The sequence below is a fragment of the Saccharicrinis sp. GN24d3 genome, from assembly GCF_052400645.1.
GTDB lineage: Bacteria > Bacteroidota > Bacteroidia > Bacteroidales > Marinilabiliaceae > Saccharicrinis.
The window spans coordinates 168,106-190,238 of sequence record NZ_JBQTGI010000007.1; the positions used below are offsets into that span (position 1 = coordinate 168,106).

Genomic DNA, 22,133 nt, shown 5'->3' on the forward strand with positions numbered 1-22,133 from the left:
GAAGATAAAACTTTGGTAACCTGTGACAAACAGAATCTAAAAAGAAATTACATATTTATGAAGCTATAAGGTTGGAACCTCAAGAAACTCTCTGGCAGATGCCCAAACGGGGGATATGTATTTTAGAACGGACGGTAAACTACAGCTATATGATGGCACCAACTGGAACACCGTCAATATGATTCCCGTAGAATAAAGATTAAAATATAACATATAATAAAATGCTTTCTCAATTAAAACGAGGTGGCATTTTTTGTTTCCATTTGTTCTTTTCTTAAGTTTGAAGTTCAATTATAGCTTCCAATGAGTGATATTTTTAATCGTTTACGGTCAACGGTAATTCAATCCTTCTTTTACAGTTTAGGTAACTTTTTTGGTAAGTTTTCCGGCATAATACTTTTACCCATTTATTTATTATACCTACCGGTTGAAGTATTTGGGCTCTTCGCCTTATTTGAGGCATTGTTTCAAATTTTTCAGGTATTTTCCGGACTAGGTGTTAAACTTGGCTTTGCCCGATGGTATTGGGATAAGGGAAACACTCCCAACCAAAAAAGTTTGTTCTTTACGGCATTTACCTTTAATGTTATTGTCTGTGTGCTCTTTAGTATTCTTTTATACCTTGGATTCGATTTAGTCTCCAGATACTACCTAAAAACTCCAATAGGCAATTATTTGGTAGTTCTGTTTATCGTGGGCAACCTGATAAAACTATTGTCCGAAATCCCAATGCTGCTATTAAGAGCACAACACAGGGCAAAAAAACACTCCGTAGTTCAATTAGTTCAATTAATTTCATTTGTAGGTTTTGTATATGTGTTTTTAGCTTGGTTTAAAATGCGACTGGAAGGACTATTTTGGGCCACCATTTTATCGGCTTCCTTTCAGTTTTTGATACTAATTCCTGTTATTGTAAGAAATATAAAGTTAAAATTAGAGGTTAAAATAATCAAAGACATATTAAAATACGGATTTCCTGTTGCTCTGGGAAATATGGTTAATGTGCTATTCAATTTTACCGATAAGTATTTTATCAATCTCTTTTCTAATTTAAAAAACGTAGGAACATTTACAATAGCCCATAAAATTTCGAATATTGTAAATTTGTTAATTGTCAATGCTTTTATGAACGCCTATATGCACAGTTATTTTAAGGGTGCCGATAAGGAAGAAGGAGAAAAGTTTTTCACCAGGTCGTTTACTTACTTTTTAATGGTGATTTCGTTTTGTAGTTTACTACTTATCCTTTTTATAGAAGAAGCATTAATGCTATTCAATACACAACAAACTGATTATAAGGATTCAATCATTCTAGTTCCCATACTCACCATCGGTCTTATTTTCGGTGGAATACGGCAAATGCTTACATTACCCATTAATAAAATAAAAAAAACAAAAATTATTGGAACCCTTTCGGTTGTTGCAGGAATGTTAAACGTCATTTTAAATATTTTGTTTATTCCAAGATGGCATGCCATAGGAGCTGCCTACGCAACGGGTATAGTTCAAATAATATCATCAGGGGTATTGGTATATTACACGCTGAAACTAACCCAATTACACCTGGAATGGAAACGCATACTGATTCTGTTCGTCAGTCTTTCTGTATCAATTATCCCATTATATGTTATTCATATTGAGAATTTTATGGGTGCACTCACTTTTAAAATTAGCTTATTGTTATTATGGCCTTCCATTATATACTTCTCGGGTTTTTTATTAGCGGCGGAAAAAGACAGGATAAATACATTCTGGATAAAATGGAGTAAACTTTCCAACTTAAAAAACAATATCAACTCACTTAAAAACAACCATTAAACACATTCAACGACACTTAGTTTTGATAGATCTAACTTCCCGTCTGGAGTAATACCAATTGATGGCCTTCCTGTATAACGAAGTATTATAGAATTTTTTAAACCTAACTGAAATCCTTGAATCAATTATATTACTCGGGGCAAATAGCATATTAGAATTATCAGAAAAATTTAATTCAGAATCGTACTTCCCACTTTTTTTCATATGGGTTCCACTGCCATCAACCCCCATATTTTTAACGTAGGACTGAGTAGGATAGACGCTTGGTAAGTTATTGTTAAAGGCCGCATAGTTAAATCGTATGGACCAGGAATGAATAATTTTTTTCTGCTGTTTCAGAAGCATGATGGAAAGATCATTTCCTCCTCTTTCAAAATCACTCCTTTTGTTTTTATCCACGAAAAAATCGTCAAAGTCATTGACCTCCCAATCTGTCTTCTCCCAATTTTGTTTCCAGGTTGCCCAACCCCAGCTGCAGTTTCTGTGGGCCAAATAAGTATCATAACAATAATCCTTGGGAATTGAAATCTTGGGTGTATATCCAGCCACACTCCAAACCTCTTCATGCGAGTAATTATCCAATGCTTTGTTCATAAAAGTCAGGAAATATGGAGATGTCTCCAAATCATCCTCCAACACAATGACGCTTTCATATTCTTTTAAAACATCGCTAACACCATCCATAATAGAAGCAGCCAGGCCTTTGTTTTCATCATGAAAAACTTTTGTTATTTTTTTAAACCCTGATATCTGGTTTAAATACGCTCTGACCTTATTTACTTCTACAACATCCTGATCATACTGTGCCTGGTCGGAATAAATAAACAAACGGCTTTGGTTTGCAAGTTTATTGTTTTGCAAAGCTTCAACTGTTTTTTGCGTATGATGTAGCCTATTATATGTAAAGAGAACAATGGGAGCAAGCATGATTAATAAATGTATTTATAGATATCTGACGATTTTATTTCGTTTAACTTGTCTTCTATTTTCATTTTATATTCTTCAACGCTCTTCAACATTTTTAGCGATGCAAAATTAATGTTATCCACTTCCATTTTTCTAATGTCAAAGTAAAATTCATTTAAACCAAACGTGTTCATTACATGGCTATATTTGTTAGCCCACCCAATCACCAAACATGGTTTTCCTAATTTTAACGCGTGAATCAAACCATGATACCTGGCCGCGATCACCATTTTAGATGATTCGAATAACTCTTGCAACTCCAAGGGGTCCAAATCTTCATTCATTAAATAAACATTTTCGTTTTTAGATGCTTTGGCTATCAGGTCACACATTTCCTTGTCATCGGCAGAATGACGTAGTATAACCACTTTCTGATCCTGGTTAACCATCGTCTTCACTAACGAAGAAAATAAATTAATCATTTCTTCTTGAGATTTCAGTCGCGTTAGCTGTTTATTAGGAATAAGAAGTATTGAATTTTCAGGTATGTTAAAACTTCTGCTATTATAAGAAGAGGAGTCTGCAAAAATATTTTTAGCTTCAATTTTAGATGATTGCAATACCAAATCGAAAGAATCAATTACCTGCTGCGTATTAATTTTATCGAGATGTGTTCTACAATCCGGTTCACGAATAAAAATAGTTTTCGGATACTTAAGGTACTTTTTAATTAACGGCCAAACCACCAGTTTTTTCCATCCGGTAAAATCAAAAGGTCCAATGGACTGAGGGAGAAACACAAAGGGAACATCATACTTTTTAGCATACCTAACCGGAAAAAGTGTTGCATAAGTCCAAATAGCTTTCTGGTTATGCGAGCTCACACCATAACCACTAATGTCGAGTACCATATCAGCCGTGCTGAAGTGTTTTTCAATTTCATTTTCCGGGTTACTAATTGGCTTTGGTTTAACCAATATTTTCAGAATCGGGAATGCCATCCGTAATACAGTACGAATATGCATATTCACTATTTTGAAAGTATACTTGTTTTTTTTATCCCCATGCTGGCTCGGGAAAATGTCTATCATGACTAAATCCGCTTGCGGGTATTTTTTCTTTAAACCATCCACCAAACAAAACAGCATGGATTGAGCTCCTTTATTGATGAAATTACCTCCGGTAATCAATATCTTTTGCATGCCCTAATTGTATCTCCTTAGTTGATCTAATGGCTTTCGAACCGAATAAGCTAACTTTCCATCCTTCGCTGCATAACCATACGCTATCATCAGAATTGGTCGTTCAAAATCACCCAACGATAACAATGCTCTAACTTTATTATCTTTATTTTTATCCTCTGGCCAGTTTAAGGGGCATGATGCGATACCCAAACTTTCCAACGCCAACATAAAATTCATGGATGCCAGACTACCATCAATATACATTAAATGCCGGTCGGAAATAGATGGAGAGACGTTCATTTGGCCAACTACCGCCACCATAGCAACTATCTCATCAGAAAAACCTTTGGTACCTCCTGGTAGCACCGCCATTTTTTTTACCAATTCTGGGTTATCCACAATCCTAAAACTAAAAGGCTGACGGTTACAACTACTGGGTGCCAGTGCTGCCAGTTCAACCGCTTTATCCATCAAAGATCTTTCAGGGATATTATTGGGTTCAAAAAACCTTACAGACTTTCTTTTTTTTGCCAACGCAGCAAAGGAATATTGATCTTCTTTATTGTTTTCTGGCACTATAAACGGCCCAAAACTCCTGTCTGAATTTCTATTGGCCGATATGGTACTAAATATCTTTAAAGCATTATCTCTTTTAGGATGCGCATCTGTCACCTCAAAGTATTGGTTCAAAATGTCACACGCCCAATTTATCTGGTCGTTATCGTTTTTGCTGGCTATTAAGCTTTTAAGCAACGTAACCGTTTCCTCTATATAATCCAATGCGAATATCTTTCGGCGGTTCTTCATTATCAAACCTTTTTCAAGGCGATGAATGTTTCTCCTCAGCAAAAACAGGTTTTCTGTTTTATGATGTTGTTTTTTTATGTAATCCATTCTTGCACCAACAAACATCTTCATTTCAGATCCGAACGACTTGGAAAATAAAAAATAAAAATTTGGAGCAAAAGGGATTTTCAACAATATTGGATATATAATTCCATACTGTACCTTTTCTTTCCACCTAAAATACTTTTGGAAGATATCGTTGATAAACTCTTCCCCTAATATATTGCGAATTAATGCTTTCATTTAATGAATTTGCAATGAGCAGGTAAAAATAGGCAAAAAGGAGAAGAATAAACACCAAAATATATAATTGTTAGAGACAACTTACTCCCCAATCTGCCTCAACGCTGTCACAAGATTTTATTGTGTGATTAAGAGATACAAAATACCCAAAGCTGCATTAGAAAAAGTGCAGTTTCTGTTATATTTAATCATTAATGCTAAAGATATCTGTATGAGTTGAGGTTGGAAATTTCATCATCCGGATGGTGTTTACCTTGCAAGCTTTGCTGTTGTTGAATGGCCAGATGCCTGACGGCTGGCAGATATTACCCATTGAAACTGCTTTAAAAAAGACACTACATAACCACTCAGACCACTGTCACTGCACTATATCACCCTTTCAAAATAGTCTTGCTCAATCAACGGTTTGCCCATAAAGCGCAATAGCAATTGAGCAGTTGCCAACACGTCTTTTTCGCAATAAACGGCTATTCTTTCAAGGTCTTTCTCCTTGTAATAAACATCAGCCACCTGGCTGCCATCAATATCGTCTTTGGGCGAAGGTATATTAAAAATGGTTGTCAGCAGGTTTAACGAAGTATAGTGCTTATAATCCCCAAACTTCCATAAGTCCAGGGTGTCAATAAATTTTATTTCCCAGGGTTTTTTACCTGCTATGTTTAAGGCCTGGGGGAGCTTGAGCCCGTTGATAAGCATCCTACGGGCGATATATGGGAAGTCAAATTCTTTGGCATTATGCCCGCACAAATTCCTGTCAGGACTTTTGCGCATGAAATTTTCCAACATATCAGCGAACTCACGCAAGAGCACCTTTTCATCGTCGTTGGCAAAGCTCTTTACCTTAAAATGCATTTCACCCTTCACATAATGGATAACCCCAGCCGAAATACAAACAACCTTTCCAAACTCGGCATAAATACCTGCCCTTTGATAAATATCGGCAGGCGATTCTTCCTCCTTCAAAAAGTATTCTGCTTTCTTGTCCCAAAGCTTTTGAAGGTTTTCGTCCACTTCCTGGTAACTTGAATGTTGCGGAACGGTTTCAATATCGATGAAAAGAATATTTTCGGGCTTTAAGTTATCCAGCATGACGTTTATTTATTAAGGTTTTGCTCAATATACTGTTTTAATAGGTTGATCGCAACAACATTATTGCCGCCTTGCGGAACAATCAGGTTGGCATATCGCTTTGTGGGTTCTATAAATTGCAGGTGACTGGGTTTTACCGTTTTTTTGTAGCGATCCAATACCTGGGCCACATCTCTGCCGCGTTCAATAATATCTCTCGTTATTACCCTCGAAAGTCTATCGTCAGCATCGGCATCCACAAAAATCTTCAAATCCATTAACTCTCTTAGTTCCTTATTTCCCAATATTAAAATACCTTCCACAATAACCACATGTGTCGGCTGTACCGCGATAGTTTCCTCTCCCCGGGTACAAGTTACATACGAATACGTCGGCAATTGAATGGTTTCACCTTTTTTTAAGGCTGTTAAGTGATCTATCAATAATTCAAACTCTAAACTATCGGGATGGTCAAAATTTATTTTCTGGCGTTCTTCCAAAGGTATATCGCTGTTGTCGCGATAGTATGAATCTTGCGGCAGAACTGTTACTTCTCCCTGCGGGAGCTGCTCGATAATTCGCCTGACTACTGTTGTTTTTCCCGAACCGGTTCCTCCCGCAATTCCAATTATTAACATGCTTTTTTATTTATCTCTGATGCTTAATCTTCCTTTCTTATATCTTTGTGAAGATAATTGTAACAAAAATAAACTTTAAAATAGAAACACTATGATCAGACACGCCGTTTTATTTAAACTGCAGGAATTTGAATCTAATGCTGCAAAAAATGACAAGATGAACGAGCTAAAATCTGCTTTAGAAGCATTGCCGGCAAAAATTGATGTTATCAAACGTTTAGAGGTGGGTTTAAACATCAACCCCGCTGAAGAATTTGATATTGCATTAATGGTTGATGTGGATTCCTTAGAAACCCTTGACATTTACAATCAGCATCCCGAGCACGTTGCCGTGAGCAAAATATTACGTCCCGTACTTACCTCCAGATCGTGTGTTGATTACATCATGTAAACCATCCTGTATAAAGATTGCCGTTATGGCTGAATCCAAAAATCGGATTATTTGTAAACCATTAATAACCAAACTGATTATCAGTTTTTAGAAAATTATTCAACATGAAATTATACATTCGCCATCTACTATTCCTGCTCGTAATTTTGGCAGGATGCAATAGGTCTTCGTTTATACAAGTCAAACCCACAAATCCCGAATTGGATTATGTGGGCAGAATCAACTTTGAAAACCCGGATTCGGTTGAGATGTATTGGAGTGGTTCAAGTGTAAGCATGAATTTTAAAGGAACTTCGGTTTCAGCTACCTTACATGATGAAAACGGGCTCAACTACTTCAACATAGTAGTTGACGGCCAACCTGAATTTCCGTTAAAGCTAGACAAGGGAGAAAAGACCTATCTTTTGGCGGATAGTCTGGCATTGGACACCGAACATTCCATTTCCCTAATAAAACGAAATGAATGGCATACGGGAAGTACACAGTTTGCCGGATATACCATTGTTAATGGTGAGGTTTTAAAAGCATCAGAAAAAAACGGAAGATTGATTGAGTTCTTTGGCAACAGCATTACAGCAGGGTATGCCATTGAGAACAATACGGGTGGCGATTCCCCTGATAGTACTTTTACCAATAACTACAAATCCTATGCGGCGATTACAGCTCGCCACTTCAAAGCAGATCTGCACTGTACGGTACGTTCCGGTATCGGTATTCAGGTCAGCTGGCATGGTGTTATCATGCCCGAGATATATAACCGATTAAACCCAGCCGACGCGACAAGTCTTTGGGATTTTACACAAAAAGTACCTGACATAGTCGTGATCAACCTAATGCAAAACGACAGCTGGTTGGTAAATTTACCCGATCACGAAGCATTCAAATATAGATTCGGGGATCAGAAACCGTCCGAAGAAAAGATTATTTCATCCTACGCAGATTTTGTAAGCAAAATTAGAACTGCCTATCCCAAAAGTTATATTATTTGTGCATTGGGAAGCATGGATGCAACCAGGGCAGGTTCGCCATGGCCGGGATATGTGAAAAGTGCAGTCGACGCTTTGGAAGATGATAAGATTCTCACCCACTTTTTCCCCTACATCAATAAAAACGGGCACCCCAGGGTAGATGATAACAAAAATATGGCTGCAAGTTTAATTGCTTTTATCGAGAAAAATACCGATTGGTAGTCATGCGATGACCACATATAATAATGTACAGGCGGTGCGATAACAATGCGTGTTGATGTACAGCTCTTTAATCTAAAATCTAACTATCAATTAACGAGTATGAATAATAAAACAGGTTTGGTGTTGGAAGGAGGAGGGTTTCGCGGGTTGTATACAGCCGGGATTTTACACCATTTTCATAAAAATGGACTTGAGTTTCCATACATTGTTGCGGTTTCGATGGGAGCCAGCAATGCCACCAATTACCTGGCAAAGCAAACCAAAAGAAACCTGGAAGTTCCCTACACCTTTGTTAACGATAAAAGGTATATGAGTTACGCTCGTTTATTCACCAAAGGAGAGTTGTTTGGTATGGATTTTATTTTTGGGGATGTACCAAATAAACTTATCCCATTTGATTTTAATGCCTTTGCTTCATCCAGGCAGAAACTGATTTATGTAACCACCGATTGCCAGTTGGGGAAACCCTATTATATTTCAAATAGTAACCATGAAGAATCTTTTAAGGCGCTGGAAGCTTCAACCAGTTTACCTTTCGCCTCAAAAATGGTACATTTGAACGGCAGATTGCTATTGGATGGAGGTATCAGTGATCCCATACCTGTTGAAAAAGCATTTTCAGATGGATGCGAAAAAGTGGTCGTTGTTTTAACCCAACCCAAGGGATACCTAAAAAGCCCCATACAATCAAAACGACTGATCAAATTGATGTACCATAAATACCCGAAATTGGTAGATATAATCCTGAACAGACATATAGTTTATAACCAACAATTGGAGATGATAGAAAGGTTAGAAGAGGAAGGCAAAGCCTTTGTTTTTAGACCTGACACGAAACTTCCCGTAAACAGGACAGAGAAGAAAAAGGAAAAGTTAAAAGAAGCTTTTAACATAGGGTATCAACAAAGCGATGACATGCTGAGATCTTTATTGGATTTTATTGATTAGTGGCTAACCTAAAATATTAAAAAAAATAGTAGGATATTGGCGGTAAATTATGAAAATCTCCGATACCGACTTAACTTTGAACCCAGAGTACCAAACATGGTAATTGAAAATCAGGCTGTAGCTTCAAATCTGCTACTGTTATGCTGTCTCAAGGTCATTAATCGTTGACTTCGTTCGACCTTTGCCGTCGTATGGTTATCATCGCAAGGCCTGTTCAGTATTCTTGAGGGTGTTAACAATCATTTATGTGAGTTGGATGTCCTAATCCGCTCCCAATCGCTGGGGACTTCGGCAAATTTGCCCCGGAAGAAACATTGGTTTTCCGACATCGTGAGATTTAATTTTCTCTCTATTATGATATATAAGAAATAATACATTATGAATATTAAAATAATTGGTTATGAGAATTTTACTAATAATGGCTGTGATGTTGCTATGTAATCCGAAGTTGACAAACGCGCAGGAAAAAGAACCGGCCGAAAAAGAAAAGCTAATGGTTATTTGGAGTAGTGGTGATCCGGAAGTCGCCGAAAAGGTTTGCTTGATGTATACGCATGCCGCAAAGAAATATGGATGGTTTCAGCAAGTGAACCTAATCGTGTGGGGGCCTTCGGCAAAACTCCTTTCGGAAAATGAAGATTTACAAGCTAAGGTAAAACAAATGAAACAAGATGGCGTGATAGTGGAAGCCTGTATCCATTGTGCCAAAATGTACAATGTGGCAGACGAACTGAAAGAATTCGGTATTGATGTGAAAGGCATGGGAAAACCGCTCACAAAACGATTGAAAGAAGGTTGGTGCCAGTTGAATTACTGAGATATTCTGCAGGTTGGCAACATGACAAATATCTTTCATCAATCATTTGATTACTTCTATGTTTGTATTGTTTTGCTAACCTAACAAAACGAATTTATTTGGAAAAGGGACGCGACAGGCTCGTTGAAACTATGGCAACCACCTAACGTTATACTTATATACCAACAACAAATACCAGGATATTAGTATCAGGTATTATCGGAAGGCGCCAATACCTGATTCGTCAATCGAAAATAATAAACTATCAATTATGAAACAGATACGTTACTTTCGAATGCCCTGCCGGTCGTAAATATTTACAGGCCTTTAGATAATAGACTTATTGTGTCTATGCTTAAAGTGCTGTTTATTATCTAAAAGTTAAAGTCTCTTATCTCATGTCTAAAAGTGTATTGTCTAAAAAAATATGAACAAAATAGTCGCCAAGTTCGGAGGATCGAACCTGAAAAAGAAAGAAGATATACAAAAGCTGGTACGCGTGATTAAAGCCTATGACAAGCCCATGGTCATTGTGGTTTCTGCATTCTATGGAATCACCAACCATCTGATAAAATCAATGGTAGAAGTGAAAAAGGATGAATCGCATATTGAAACGCTTGTCCACTTTTTAAGGGAACTCAAAGCCGAAGCCATCGAAGAGAATTTTGAAAGTAAAGAGTGGCAGGATAAAACCATGAAGGCGGTTGAAAGCAGGATTCGTGAGCTAAGCCGCTACCTGACAGGAATCCATTACATTGGTGATGTACCCGAATTTGTGGAAGATGTAATACTGAGTTATGGGGAGCGTTTAAGTTCACTGGTGCTGGCCGCTATTTTGCAAAGTCAGGGAATTGATGCCGAAGAAGCTCTGCCCGAAGATATGCCCCTGCTAACCGATGGCGAGTTTGGAAATGCAACGGTTGATTATGATAAAGCCGCACCTCATGTGCAAGAACGATTGAAAGAAAATAAAATTTATGTGGTTCCCGGTTTTTATGGTGTGTCTGAAAACGGCAAAGTAACTTTACTGGGACGGGGAGGAAGTGATTATTCTGCCGCGGCCATAGCCCGGTGTCTCGGAGCAGAATCACTGGATGTATGGAAAGATGTGGATGGTTTTATGAGTGCCAATCCCAAACTGGTTCCCTCTGCTAAACGGGTTACTCAACTTTCCTATGCCGAAGCGGCAGAGCTTTCTTATTTTGGTGCCAGTATCTTGCATCCGCGTACAGTTGAGCCGCTAAAAGAAGTGGGTATTCCTATTCATATTGGAAATATTGATGCCTTTGATGGAATTATTGAGCCACGAACAGTTGTTCAGGCAACGGAAACAGTGACCGAACAGATTATTAAAAGTGTGACCTACAGCGATGACTTCTGCATTTTAAAACTTCGAGGAGCAGGAGTAGGTCTTAAAAAGGGTGTATTGGCTAAGATTACGGTAGCTTTGGATAGGGCCGGAATCAATATCAAGTCGGTAATTACCTCTCAGGTAGTCATTAATTTGTTATTATCAGCAAAGGATATTAAAAAAGCTTTTGATATTGTTGAAAAACTGGAGCTTTCTGCTGTTACCGAATTGACTGCTACCGAGCAACTCTCAACAATTGCGGTGGTTGGAGAAGGCATATTGGACCAACCTGGGGTGGCAGGGCGTATGTTTATGGCTTTGGCTCAAAAGGAAATCAATGTTCGGATGATTGTTTCCGGCGCATCCGTTGTGGCCAGCTACTTTATGGTAGCCAATACCGACAGGGACGCCGCCATAGAAGCAATTCATCAAGAGTTTTTTGATTGAGATTCGTCCACAGATTAATCAGATTAAGTGCTTCTTTATTGAATTAATAACTATACTTCAGGATAATGAGTTTAGTGGTTATGTGACATCCCACTTTACCAGTTTTTAAGGTGGTGAGTGAGGCGGTATGATGGTTGGCTTTAGCCTTGATATGCAGAAAAGTTTGCATTGTATATAATAATACCATAGAAAAGATCCATAAGCATGGTCATACATATTCCAATGTATACAAGTTAGCTTCTAAAATACTATAACACCACGTTGTTTCTGCAATTATAAAAAACTACGTTATTTCCGTTTTCAACGAAAAATCCGTGCAAAATTGAGGAATCCATGAATGAATCTTATTTTAAATAAGGATTCCTGGCCATTTCAACAAACTTAAAGCCCTGTTCTTGCATTTTTGCTTTCACTTCAGGTGTTGGGGTCGTCTTGAAAACCACGCAGGTCTTCAATTGATACGGAATCAGGCCAAGTTTGCACAATACATTCTTAGTCCTTATTTTAGCCTTAACTTTATTTAGGATCTTTTTATTACTGGTAGGTTGGGAGAGGTCTAATGAATTAGTGTAGTAATCATTGATTCCTTTAAACGCAATACAGGGAAGGTTGATTCCCATGGCTACTTTTTCCAATTCCCTTTCGGAGATTTTATAGACGTAATTGCCTACCTCTTCAAACGAAAAACGGTTTTTCCAGACTTTATTGATCAACGTAGGTGAAATTCTGTCGAGAATGTTTTTAATAAATACGATGAATGACATCTGAATCCCAATATCTTCAGGTTCGATAAGTATAACTGCTTTTGTTGATACGCGTATCATTTCATATAAAGCCAAATACGGGCGTGGGAAATGATGATACGCTTCCTTGCAAAATATATAGTCAAAAGATTGGTCGTCGAAACTTAAATGTTCAGCGTTTTCTTTACTAAATTTATTTACAAAACCCTTTTCAAACGCCTTAGTTAATACCACCTCCGAAATATCTGAGGCTACCACGTTTAAACCTTGGTCCTGCAGCCAGTTGGCATCTGTTCCAATACCATCACCAACGGTAAGCCAGCTGTCGTTTTTATCCGTTATAAAAGGAGCAAGTGTTTTATACATCCTTTCGTGCCGCCAAAAGTCAATACTGTCCTTATTTTCCAGTCGTCGAAAAACCTTTTCGTTTCCTTGGTAGTGCTGTTCGTGAGCGGTGTAACTTTGCTCTTTAAAATCGAGGTTTGCCATTTATTATTTTTCTTGATGTCAAATATATAAAAACGCATCTAAATATGTAAATATTGTCGATATGTTAAGGTTGTTAGCCAACATATTTATATATTTGCATTAGTAATTGTTTGCTGTCTACAACTATAAATGTGCCAGCTATGAAGGAATATGTAAAAGAGATGAAGATACAAGATTTAGATGCGGCTCAACTGGAACGTGCCGCCAGCATGCTAAAAGCGATAGCCCATCCCATGCGAATCGCTATTTTAAGTCATCTAGAAGAAGGAACCAGACTGACGGTTACCGAGATTCATAAGTTGCTGGATATTGAACAATCCACCACTTCGCACCACCTTGGAATTTTAAAAGACAAAGGAGTTTTAGTATCGCAGCGCGAAGGTAAGAATACGTATTATTCTTTAAAACACGAAAGCTTACAAAACATTGTTAATTGCGTGAGCAAGTGTACGGTTAACCTATAATACCTTGTACTTTCGTTATAAAATATAGTATAATTGATACTTTACTGGTTCGTGCTGGATTATTGCCGGTTTGTTAATGTGTAAGTTTTTTTGTCCCGGCAGGTTTGGCACAGTTAAAATTCTATGTGCGCTAAGCAGTTCATCGTTGGGGAGGCTCACGCGCTAAACAAAGGAATGCTACAGCTGTAACAATAGTAAAAATAATCCTCTGCGTTATACATAAAGTGCCGTGGTATTGATAACGAAAAGGCATAAATTAAATGATACTTGTGTCTGGGTAGTTGATATTTTTTCTGCTTGGCCAAAAAGTTTTTTTACTAAGAAGAGTTATTAAAGATGGGGAAGAAGATTCGACTTACCAAAGAGTTCAGGTTTGAGATGGCACATGCCTTGTTGAATTATAATGGCTTGTGCAAACATTTTCATGGGCATTCATACATTTTAAGGGTAACGGTGATAGGAGAGCCCAATGCAGACAAAAAAGATCCAAAATACGGGATGGTAATGGATTTTGGCCAGCTTAAGCAAATTGTTAACGAAGAAGTGGTGGACAGGTTAGACCACGCACTGGTATTGAACAAAGATTCAGAACACCAGGCACTGTTATCGTTACCCGAATTGGGCGAGCGGGTGATATTGACCGATTATCAACCCACCTGCGAAAATATGCTGATTGAGATGGCTGAACGAATCAAATCGCGTCTCCCACAAGAAGCGGTTCTGCATAGCCTAAGACTCAATGAAACCGCCAACTCGTTTGCGGAGTGGTATGCCGAGGATAACGGGTAAATATCTTTTTATGATTTGTTGATTATGGCTTCAGCACTTTCCTGTGATGGTAATACATAATATTCCGGAGATTTGCAGAATGGGCCGATTATTGAAAACAACCTAACTGTTGTTAATCCATTTTAGTATAATAGCAATATGATCCATACTATTCAAAACAACTTTTTATCGGTTTCTGTGCTGCATAAGGGAGCAGAAATAAGCAGTCTAAAGTCCTTAAAAACAGGGCAAGAATTTATGTGGAATGCAAATCCAGACATTTGGGGCAGTCATGCCCCGGTTTTGTTTCCTATCATCGGTTGCCTAAAAGATGGCAAATACAACTACAAGGGTAAAGAATATTCTATCCCGAAGCATGGTATTCTCCGAAACAACGAAAACCTGGAACTGGAAAGCATCTCCAAGGACTCGTTGACCTTAAAGTATACTTATGATGCGCATTCGCTGAAGATGTTTCCGTTTGAATTTGAATTTTATATCACGTTTAAACTCGTTGAATCTAAATTAATTGTTGATCACAAGGTGGTTAATTTGGGGGATAATGAAATGTTATTTTCGCTAGGTGCACATCCCGGCTTTAACTGCCCATTAAAAGAAGGTGAAAAGTACAGTGACTATTACCTGGAGTTTGAACATTCCGAAACCGACCATACCTGGAATGTTTCAAAGGAGGGACTTATCAGTGGAGAGGCAGAACTTGTGCTGGACAATACGAACATCTTACCACTTACCGACACATTGTTCGATAAGGATGCCTTAATATTTAAAAACCTAAAATCCCGTTTGGTCAGCTTAAAAAATAAAAATAACGACACCACACTGACCTTGTCGTTTCCAGATTTTAATTACCTGGGCATATGGGCCAAACCCAAAGCTCCTTTTGTTTGCATTGAGCCTTGGCTAGGCATAGCAGATAGTGAAGATTCCAATGGTAATTTTGAAGAAAAGGAAGGTGTAATCAAGGTAAAGGCTAAAGAAATGTTTGAGGCTGGGTTTGTAGTGGAGTTGAGGTAGTACAGTAGACCAAAATATAAAGGTTGTCGTTGAAAACGGAAACGTCGTGTTAACTACTGTTTAATTACTGTTGTGTTCTACGGCTATACCCTTCAATTAAAAAAACAACAGCACGGCAGAAACAGAAATCACACCAATCACAAAATAACGGTAGGCCTTTTCGGGAATGTGTTTTACAATTAGTTTTCCGGTAAATGCCCCTATCAACAATATCGGCAACAAAACAAAATTAAGCTGTAATGTTTTCATCGATATGGAATCCCAATAAAAGAAATGAATAGGTAGCTTGATGGTGTTGAGTATCAAATAGAATATTGCCCCGGTTCCGATAAAAGCGTTTTTTGGCATACGCATACTCATGAGGTAAAGGTTAAAAATGGGGCCGGCTGCATTCCCTATCATGGTGGCAAAACCGCCCGAGAGACCTAGCGAAGATGAAAACCATTTTTTATCGGTAATTATTTCCTTACCTCCTGAAATATCTTTATAAACGATTAGTGCCAAACAAATTATAATGGCAATTCCAATACTAATCCTAAACTGTTCGTCGTTGATATACTTGCCAAAGAACGTGGCTAAAACTACCCCGCACAGAGCCCAGGGAAATAGTTTTTTGATGTATTTCCATTCTGCACTCCGTCTGTAGTAAATTACTGCGAATACATCTCCGAAAATAAGAAACGGGAGAAGAATCCCCACCGAGGCCATACCCCCATATAAATTAGCCAAAATAGGAATGTTTATCATGGCAAAACCTTTTAGCCCGCTTTTGCTCATTCCGGATACCAGAGCACAAAAAGCAGTTATTCCCCAGATAGTCCAATCGGTTTGTAAAGGGTTGATAATAGATTCTATCATAAAACAAAGGAAGGTTTATTTTACCGTACTACCTAAGGATTAGTATTTTTTAAGGTTTGAGGGAAAGGAGTTCTTATTGTAACCTATTATTCTTGATAAACGAAAATAGCACGATATGACAAAAAAGATGTGAAGTAGCCAAAGCCCTAAAGAATATAAAAAAGCCCCCCTTTAGTGAGAAGAATGTTCATTAAACCCGGATGGGGAACGAGTAATCCCGTTTGTAACAGACCAACACATTTGCTACAACATTACAAACTGTATGAAAAACTTAACATGTAAAATTTGTTTAAAGTTGGATTATAGGATTCTGAAATATAAAGGTCGCTCACATCACGGGTTACATCGCTTTGATCGTTGGCCAAATCATACATCGAAAAACTGATCTCCCCCTGGTTATCTGCAAATAGTTTCTTGCTTAACCCCAGGTTAACAAACCATCTGTTTTTACTCTTTAAACTCCCATAAGCTCCTGTAAAGGATTGACTTGTATTCGATTTGAAAATAAACTTCTTGTAAAAATTATAGTATAGGTTTATCCCTGTTCGCTGCGAAAAGGTACCCGATTGACTTGACGTACTTATGTTGTTTTCAACGAAGGAGTAATTGGTACGTGACGTTAAGGTAAAGTCAATTTTTTCGTGGATATTGGATGCCATCGTAAAACTTTGAGATAAGCTTATTCGACTGGAATTGTTTTTTACACCATTTAAAATATTGGGTGTTCTGTTGTATGAAATCCCAGTCCTTGAATTAAGTTTCGACTTCAGTTTTTTAATCGGTAAGCTATAGATTCCATTCATTCCCAAGCTATATTGACCGTCCAAATTTACGGGACTGCTCAACTGTCCTCCTGCCGGTAAAAAATAGGAACCCAAAACAACCGTGTCATTATGGGCTACCACCCTATCTTGCGTCACCATATTATTGGTTATTCCTCCCCTTAATTGTAGGGTGATAAACGAAGCCTTTTTCATATCTGATTTTGACATAGAAAAAGTTACCTGATGAGTTGAAGATAACTTAAGGTTTGGATTGCCTGTTGAAATATATAAAGGGTTGGAATTGTTTACGATTTCCTGTAGGTAATTTAATGATGGAATACTTTGTCTTAAGCCATAGTTTAAAGTATAGTTACGCTTCGATTTTGTGGTGTACGAAAACTTGGCATTGGGCCGAATAGAAATAAACTCTTCCTTAAACTTTTGTACATCCGGGAAGACCTCTATGCTTTCCATAGTCGTATTTTTTATGTCAATGCCCGCATACGTTTTAATCTTTCCTTTATCGTGTCTAAAACCCAACTTGGCAATATGTACATCCGATAAATTATCGAAATTACTTGAGGTTAATGAATCCAATATTGCATATTCATTGCTGGCTTCATCAAAATTCATCGTTCTTTTATCGGATTCCTGGTTATAATTTCGGTATTTATACCCAAGGGAAAGCAGTCCATTTTTACCCAATTTCTCATTAAAAGATATAGCAAGAGTAATGTCGGTGTTTTTGCTCTTACTTTCCGAAAACTGGTTAATGCTCTGGCTTACATCCCCATCTCCATTTCGTGTTTGCGACACTTGTTTATTATTGCCTTCGCTATCGTTATACGAATACCCCATCTGAACCGAAAGGGCCCGGCCTTTATCGTTTAGTTTGTGCATGTAATTAAAATCACCACTCACGTTTATCCTGTCGTTATGGGATAAGTTTTTGTTCGTACTTGCGTTAATTACCTCCTTGTTTAAACGCGTTTCTGATTCCGTTTCGTTTTCTCTTTTCGATTTATTCTTACCAAAGCTTAAATGAATATTGTAACCCTTTTTCTTACTCTTGCCATTCCCAAGGCTTAATCCAATATTATGCCCGTTCGACTCGCTTATGGAATTATTGTCTTGCAGGAAGGTCTGACCTAACAAGGCTCCTGCCACATACTCACGGTTACTGCTGCTATGACTATCCGATTCTGTATCACTTAACGTGTAGTTCACGTTTAGATCGGTTTTGCCGCTTAATCCAAAATTGGCTCCCACCCTGCTGTTTTCCACCTCATCGCCCGAAATAGAATTTTGTGCACCTCCCCTGTTTATCCGCAACGGCACTTGCACATTATTTCGGTTAGCATTCACATTTAACCGGTTACTCTCCAAAAACCTGCTATAATACCCTTCTGTGGCAAAACGGTCTTCTTTTCCTATTCCTGCTGATAACTCACTTCTCACAAATGCGTCGGTATCGAGGTTTGTAACAATATTCACGGTTCTTCCTTCAGTACTTTCTTCAAACCCCGAATGTTTGGTTCCCTCGCTCTTATATTGGTACACTTCAATACTTCTAATAATCTTTGGTGGAATGACTTTCAATGCTTGGGTAACATCTGCCCCAAAAAGCTTTTTACCATCTAACAGTACTTCCCTAATGGTATCGCCCATGGCCATCAACTTGCCTTCTTCCGCATAAAACCCGGGCATTTTTAATAGCAGATCGTTAGCAGTAGCATCCAGGCTCACCCTAAAAGCATCAGGATTAAATAATGTGGTATCCCCTTTTTGAAAAGTTGGGGCCAAGGTGCTCACCACTTTTACTTCGTTGAGTATGGATTTTTCCTCACGTAACTTAATCTCGCCCAGATTCATATTATTGTTGGCAACGGTAACTGTGTCCGTAAACTTATTAAATCCCAAAAACGAAACAGAAATAAAATATATCTGCTCTGTTAAATCCAGCGAAAAAGTGCCATCCTTACCTGCGATGGTTCCTTCCCTAAACGTGGTATCGCCGGGAATTGTTGCTACAACTGTGGCTCCGGGTAAGGCTAGTTGTTGTTTTTCGTCAATCACCCTCCCGCTCACGTTCACTTTGTTTTGCGAGAGAATGGTTAGTGAAGCCAACAAAAATATAACCGTTAATTTAATCCAGCTCATTCTGATTTTTAATCCACATGATCCGAACCTTAAATTATAGGTTCGAAACAATTTGCACTACGAAATAACAAAATGAATTGCAAATGCAAGATTAACATCAGGCTAATCTAGGTTAATTAAGGTTAATGAATGAACCCAGCCAACATAAAAGCTTCTATTTTTGCCATTATGTCAATCAGATACATTTTTCATTGACAGTTTAATTTCCAATGGCAAGAGATTCGTTATTCAAAAACAGGTTACGCAATATAATTCTAATGATTAGCAGCCAACTTCTGCTCACCCTGTTTGTTGGTTATTGGTTGGTTTCACAGTTCGATGGCGAGAAGGATAAATTGCGGAAGGATATTCGGGATGCTTATTATGCTGCAAATTACGATATGATGGATATTAAGATATATGAATGTATTGTTCTGCCCATTATTCAAAACCCCGATAGCATTCACCCCGAAACCATTTGTTTCGAAAACATAGAACTTGAAGATGCCCACAAAAAAATGGTTGTGAACGATATTTTGGAGTTCCTGAAAACAAATGAGGAAATTCCCACCAAACTACAGAACCATTACAGTTCGGAATATCCACGTGAAAATAAAGAAGAAAACTTTCAGTTGGCTCTAAATACACTGCGGAGCATCGTTCACCGCAGAGGATTGACAGGATATTATCATTATCCTGCCATTCAAGTTCAAAAATATCACCTACCATACAACAAAGCCTACTTTAAAGAACTGTATCAAAAACGTTTAGATAAAAAAGGAATAAAAGTAACATCTGTGTGGTTTGATGCAAAAAATGAAATTGAACCCGATCCTGAAACTATATATGTTGACAGGTATAATTATAATACCAAAGATCATGAATTGGCCTTGCTTGTAGAGGACTTCATCTGGTATCTGTTAAAAGTTATACTTCCGCAAATTATTTTTGCTTTTGTACTGCTAAGCCTGACCGCCTTTGCATTGATTTTTACCTATAGGGGCTACCTCAAACAGATGAGGTTAAACATCCTAAGAAGCGATTTTATCAACAATATCACCCATGAGCTTAAGATTCCTGTTGCCACGGCGAAAGTTGCGCTGGAAGCACTCCGAAGTTTTGGTCTGAAAGCCGATGCGCAAACCACCGAAGAATACCTTGAGATGGTATCGAAAGAGATGAACCGATTAGACAGTCTGACAACCAGAGTTCTGGAACATGCCAAAATGGAAAAACAGCCACAAAACACCAATATGGATATGCTGGATTTAAACCTCTTTGCAAAAGACATGGCACGTTCGATGAATCTTATAAATCAATCGCACGGAATACAAGTAAAATTAGTACTTTCAAAGGATCCTTTGCTTGCAAAAATTGATAAAGTATATGTGGAGGGAGTAATTAAAAACTTAATGGACAACAGCATCAAATACGGTGGCGATAATGTTTCCATCCAACTCGAGCTATGGCAGGAAAACGGGCGTGCATGTATTGCAGTGAGCGATAATGGGCCTGGCATCCCGAAAGAATACCTTAACAAGGTATTCGACAAGTTCTTCAGGGTGCCCAAAGGCGATCAGCATAACGTAAAAGGATATGGCCTTGGATTGAGCTTTGCGCATTTGGTGATGCAACAACACAACGGCTCTATTAAAGCCGAAAACTTAAAGGGGGGCGGCTGTAAATTTACCTTGAGGTTTCCTGTTTAGCTCATTAGCTGTTAGCTACTAATTCTATTCGGAATAAATACCTAATTAACTTTTGGGTAGTCCTTAAGTGGAAAATTTATATATTGGGACTATTATTAAGTAGTCCGATGAAATCAAAAATACTTTACGTAGAAGATGAGCCCAATTTAGGCAAGATTGTTAACGACACTCTTCGCCTGCAAGGTTTTGAGGTGCAATGGGAAACAGATGGAGCCTTTGTCATGTCTTACTTCGACGATTTTATCCCTGATGTTTGTGTGCTCGACATTATGCTTCCTAATATAGATGGCTACCAGCTTTGTAAAAAAATAAGGGTCAAGTATCCAACACTGCCTATTATATTTTTAACGGCCAAAATAAACACCGAAAACCTGGTAAAAGGATTTGAAGCAGGCGGAACCGATTACATACGTAAACCATTTAGCATTGAAGAGCTTATTGTGCGAATCAACAACCAAATAAATATTCACCAGCAGAACAAAGAAGGTCAGGAAAATACCTCCACAAAAGTACATGATGAAATTGCCATAGGGCTTTATAAATATTTTCCCCGGCGATATGAATTACTTGCACCGTCGGGCACCATCAGGCTATCCAACCGAGAAGGGGAATTGCTGCAAATGATGGCTGGCAAGGGAAGCCAGATTATCGAACGCAAAGAAATACTGATGAACGTATGGGGCGACGATTCCTTTTTTAACTCCCGAAACCTGGATGTGTACATTAAAAAACTGCGTAATTATTTTAAGGAGGATTCTAATATCGAAATCCAGACATTGAGAGGTAAAGGCTATTTGTTTTTAGTGAAGAGGTAAGATCAGGTTGTAGCCAGTAGCTAATCTTTACATTATTTAATCACTACCATCGCAGGCTTAAATCCCATCTAACGCTTTCTTCATCAATACGGAAACTTCCTCAAACAGCTTTTTAGCATCAGCGTTGTTAACTGCTTGCATGGCAACCGTCGGGTTTACCATGACTATTTCTGTTTTATTTTCAGAAACAAATTTGATAATAACCTTACAGGGCAAGAAAATCCCCACATTTTCTTCTGTTTGAAGGGCTTTATATGCAATCTTTGGATTACAGGCTCCCATAACCCTGTACGGCTTTAAATCGACATTTATTTTCTCTTTTAACATCTGATCCATATTCGATTCTGCTACAATGCCAAAACCTTGTTCTTTTAACGATGCTTTAGTTTTTGTTGTGGCTTCTTCAAACGATAAGTCTACTGTTTTGCTGAAATAGTATTTTTCTTGCGCGTTTACCAATACCGTAAACATCATTAAAAAAAGGAATAAAAAAGAAGTTTTCATCTGTTTAAAATTTTTGTCG

At 38.0% G+C, this 22,133-nt stretch carries 20 protein-coding genes; 11 read left to right on the forward strand and 9 right to left on the reverse strand.

Features of this window, described 5'->3' with window-relative positions; all coding sequences use genetic code 11:
- Positions 1–303: 303 nt before the first annotated feature.
- Positions 304–1,818 carry an oligosaccharide flippase family protein gene (locus tag ACT29I_RS10285; protein WP_430932474.1) on the forward strand — a complete coding sequence of 505 codons (1,515 nt, stop codon included), beginning with the start codon at positions 304–306 and terminating at the stop codon, positions 1,816–1,818.
- Between the two features lie 6 nt (positions 1,819–1,824).
- Here ACT29I_RS10285 and ACT29I_RS10290 read toward each other — a convergent pair whose 3' ends face one another.
- From ACT29I_RS10290 to udk, 5 genes are all read right to left on the reverse strand, one after another.
- Positions 1,825–2,679, reverse strand: coding sequence for a sugar transferase (locus tag ACT29I_RS10290; RefSeq protein WP_444793367.1), 855 nt, complete (start codon positions 2,677–2,679; stop codon positions 1,825–1,827).
- Positions 2,680–2,747: 68 nt separating this feature from the next.
- Complete coding sequence (locus tag ACT29I_RS10295; RefSeq protein ID WP_444793368.1) at positions 2,748–3,926, reverse strand: polysaccharide pyruvyl transferase family protein; 1,179 nt, start codon at positions 3,924–3,926, stop codon at positions 2,748–2,750.
- A gap of 3 nt (positions 3,927–3,929) precedes the next feature.
- Positions 3,930–4,997, reverse strand: a complete 1,068-nt coding sequence (locus tag ACT29I_RS10300; RefSeq protein ID WP_444793369.1) for a nitroreductase family protein — start codon at positions 4,995–4,997, stop codon at positions 3,930–3,932.
- Between the two features lie 366 nt (positions 4,998–5,363).
- On the reverse strand, positions 5,364–6,086 hold the full coding sequence (locus tag ACT29I_RS10305) for a 3'-5' exonuclease (protein ID WP_430932470.1): 723 nt from the start codon (positions 6,084–6,086) through the stop codon (positions 5,364–5,366).
- Positions 6,087–6,091: 5 nt separating this feature from the next.
- Entirely contained in the window at positions 6,092–6,703 is a 612-nt protein-coding gene (gene udk, locus ACT29I_RS10310; RefSeq protein ID WP_444793370.1) for a uridine kinase, read from the reverse strand.
- Positions 6,704–6,794: 91 nt separating this feature from the next.
- On the opposite strand from udk, the gene ACT29I_RS10315 reads away from it, so the two are divergent.
- The 5 genes from ACT29I_RS10315 (at position 6,795) to ACT29I_RS10335 (ending at position 11,826) form a co-directional block, all read left to right on the forward strand.
- A complete protein-coding gene (locus tag ACT29I_RS10315; protein WP_430932468.1) occupies positions 6,795–7,094 on the forward strand; it encodes a Dabb family protein in 300 nt (99 codons plus the stop codon).
- 104 nt (positions 7,095–7,198) lie between these two features.
- Entirely contained in the window at positions 7,199–8,284 is a 1,086-nt protein-coding gene (locus ACT29I_RS10320; RefSeq protein ID WP_430932467.1) for a hypothetical protein, read from the forward strand.
- A 99-nt stretch (positions 8,285–8,383) separates the two neighbouring features.
- Positions 8,384–9,232 (forward strand): patatin-like phospholipase family protein, encoded by an 849-nt coding sequence (locus ACT29I_RS10325; protein WP_430932466.1) that lies wholly within the window; start codon positions 8,384–8,386, stop codon positions 9,230–9,232.
- A gap of 400 nt (positions 9,233–9,632) precedes the next feature.
- The gene (locus ACT29I_RS10330) at positions 9,633–10,049 is read left to right on the forward strand and encodes a DsrE family protein (protein WP_430932465.1); all 417 of its coding nucleotides are present in this window, start codon (positions 9,633–9,635) and stop codon (positions 10,047–10,049) included.
- Between the two features lie 406 nt (positions 10,050–10,455).
- Positions 10,456–11,826, forward strand: coding sequence for an aspartate kinase (locus tag ACT29I_RS10335; protein WP_444793371.1), 1,371 nt, complete (start codon positions 10,456–10,458; stop codon positions 11,824–11,826).
- 344 nt (positions 11,827–12,170) lie between these two features.
- On the opposite strand, the gene ACT29I_RS10340 is transcribed toward ACT29I_RS10335, so the two are convergent.
- Complete coding sequence (locus tag ACT29I_RS10340; RefSeq protein ID WP_444793372.1) at positions 12,171–13,058, reverse strand: class I SAM-dependent methyltransferase; 888 nt, start codon at positions 13,056–13,058, stop codon at positions 12,171–12,173.
- Positions 13,059–13,198: 140 nt separating this feature from the next.
- Between ACT29I_RS10340 and ACT29I_RS10345 the strand changes: the two genes are divergently transcribed.
- The 3 genes from ACT29I_RS10345 to ACT29I_RS10355 all read left to right on the forward strand — a co-directional run bounded on the left by ACT29I_RS10345 (position 13,199) and on the right by ACT29I_RS10355 (position 15,325).
- The gene (locus tag ACT29I_RS10345; RefSeq protein WP_430932462.1) at positions 13,199–13,522 is read left to right on the forward strand and encodes an ArsR/SmtB family transcription factor; all 324 of its coding nucleotides are present in this window, start codon (positions 13,199–13,201) and stop codon (positions 13,520–13,522) included.
- Between the two features lie 336 nt (positions 13,523–13,858).
- Positions 13,859–14,311: a 6-pyruvoyl trahydropterin synthase family protein gene (locus tag ACT29I_RS10350; RefSeq protein ID WP_430932460.1), complete on the forward strand. Its 453-nt coding sequence runs from the start codon at positions 13,859–13,861 to the stop codon at positions 14,309–14,311.
- Between the two features lie 138 nt (positions 14,312–14,449).
- Positions 14,450–15,325 carry an aldose 1-epimerase family protein gene (locus ACT29I_RS10355; protein WP_444793373.1) on the forward strand — a complete coding sequence of 292 codons (876 nt, stop codon included), beginning with the start codon at positions 14,450–14,452 and terminating at the stop codon, positions 15,323–15,325.
- 96 nt (positions 15,326–15,421) lie between these two features.
- On the opposite strand, the gene ACT29I_RS10360 is transcribed toward ACT29I_RS10355, so the two are convergent.
- Complete coding sequence (locus ACT29I_RS10360) at positions 15,422–16,183, reverse strand: sulfite exporter TauE/SafE family protein (protein WP_430932458.1); 762 nt, start codon at positions 16,181–16,183, stop codon at positions 15,422–15,424.
- Positions 16,184–16,434: 251 nt separating this feature from the next.
- A complete protein-coding gene (locus ACT29I_RS10365) occupies positions 16,435–19,107 on the reverse strand; it encodes an outer membrane beta-barrel protein (RefSeq protein WP_444793374.1) in 2,673 nt (890 codons plus the stop codon).
- 209 nt (positions 19,108–19,316) lie between these two features.
- Here ACT29I_RS10365 and ACT29I_RS10370 point away from each other — a divergent pair, with 209 nt between their 5' ends.
- Positions 19,317–20,795, forward strand: a complete 1,479-nt coding sequence (locus tag ACT29I_RS10370) for a sensor histidine kinase (protein WP_444793375.1) — start codon at positions 19,317–19,319, stop codon at positions 20,793–20,795.
- A gap of 107 nt (positions 20,796–20,902) precedes the next feature.
- Positions 20,903–21,610, forward strand: coding sequence for a response regulator transcription factor (locus ACT29I_RS10375; protein WP_444793376.1), 708 nt, complete (start codon positions 20,903–20,905; stop codon positions 21,608–21,610).
- A 57-nt stretch (positions 21,611–21,667) separates the two neighbouring features.
- On the opposite strand, the gene ACT29I_RS10380 is transcribed toward ACT29I_RS10375, so the two are convergent.
- On the reverse strand, positions 21,668–22,114 hold the full coding sequence (locus ACT29I_RS10380) for a DUF302 domain-containing protein (protein WP_444793377.1): 447 nt from the start codon (positions 22,112–22,114) through the stop codon (positions 21,668–21,670).
- Positions 22,115–22,133 lie beyond the last annotated feature (19 nt).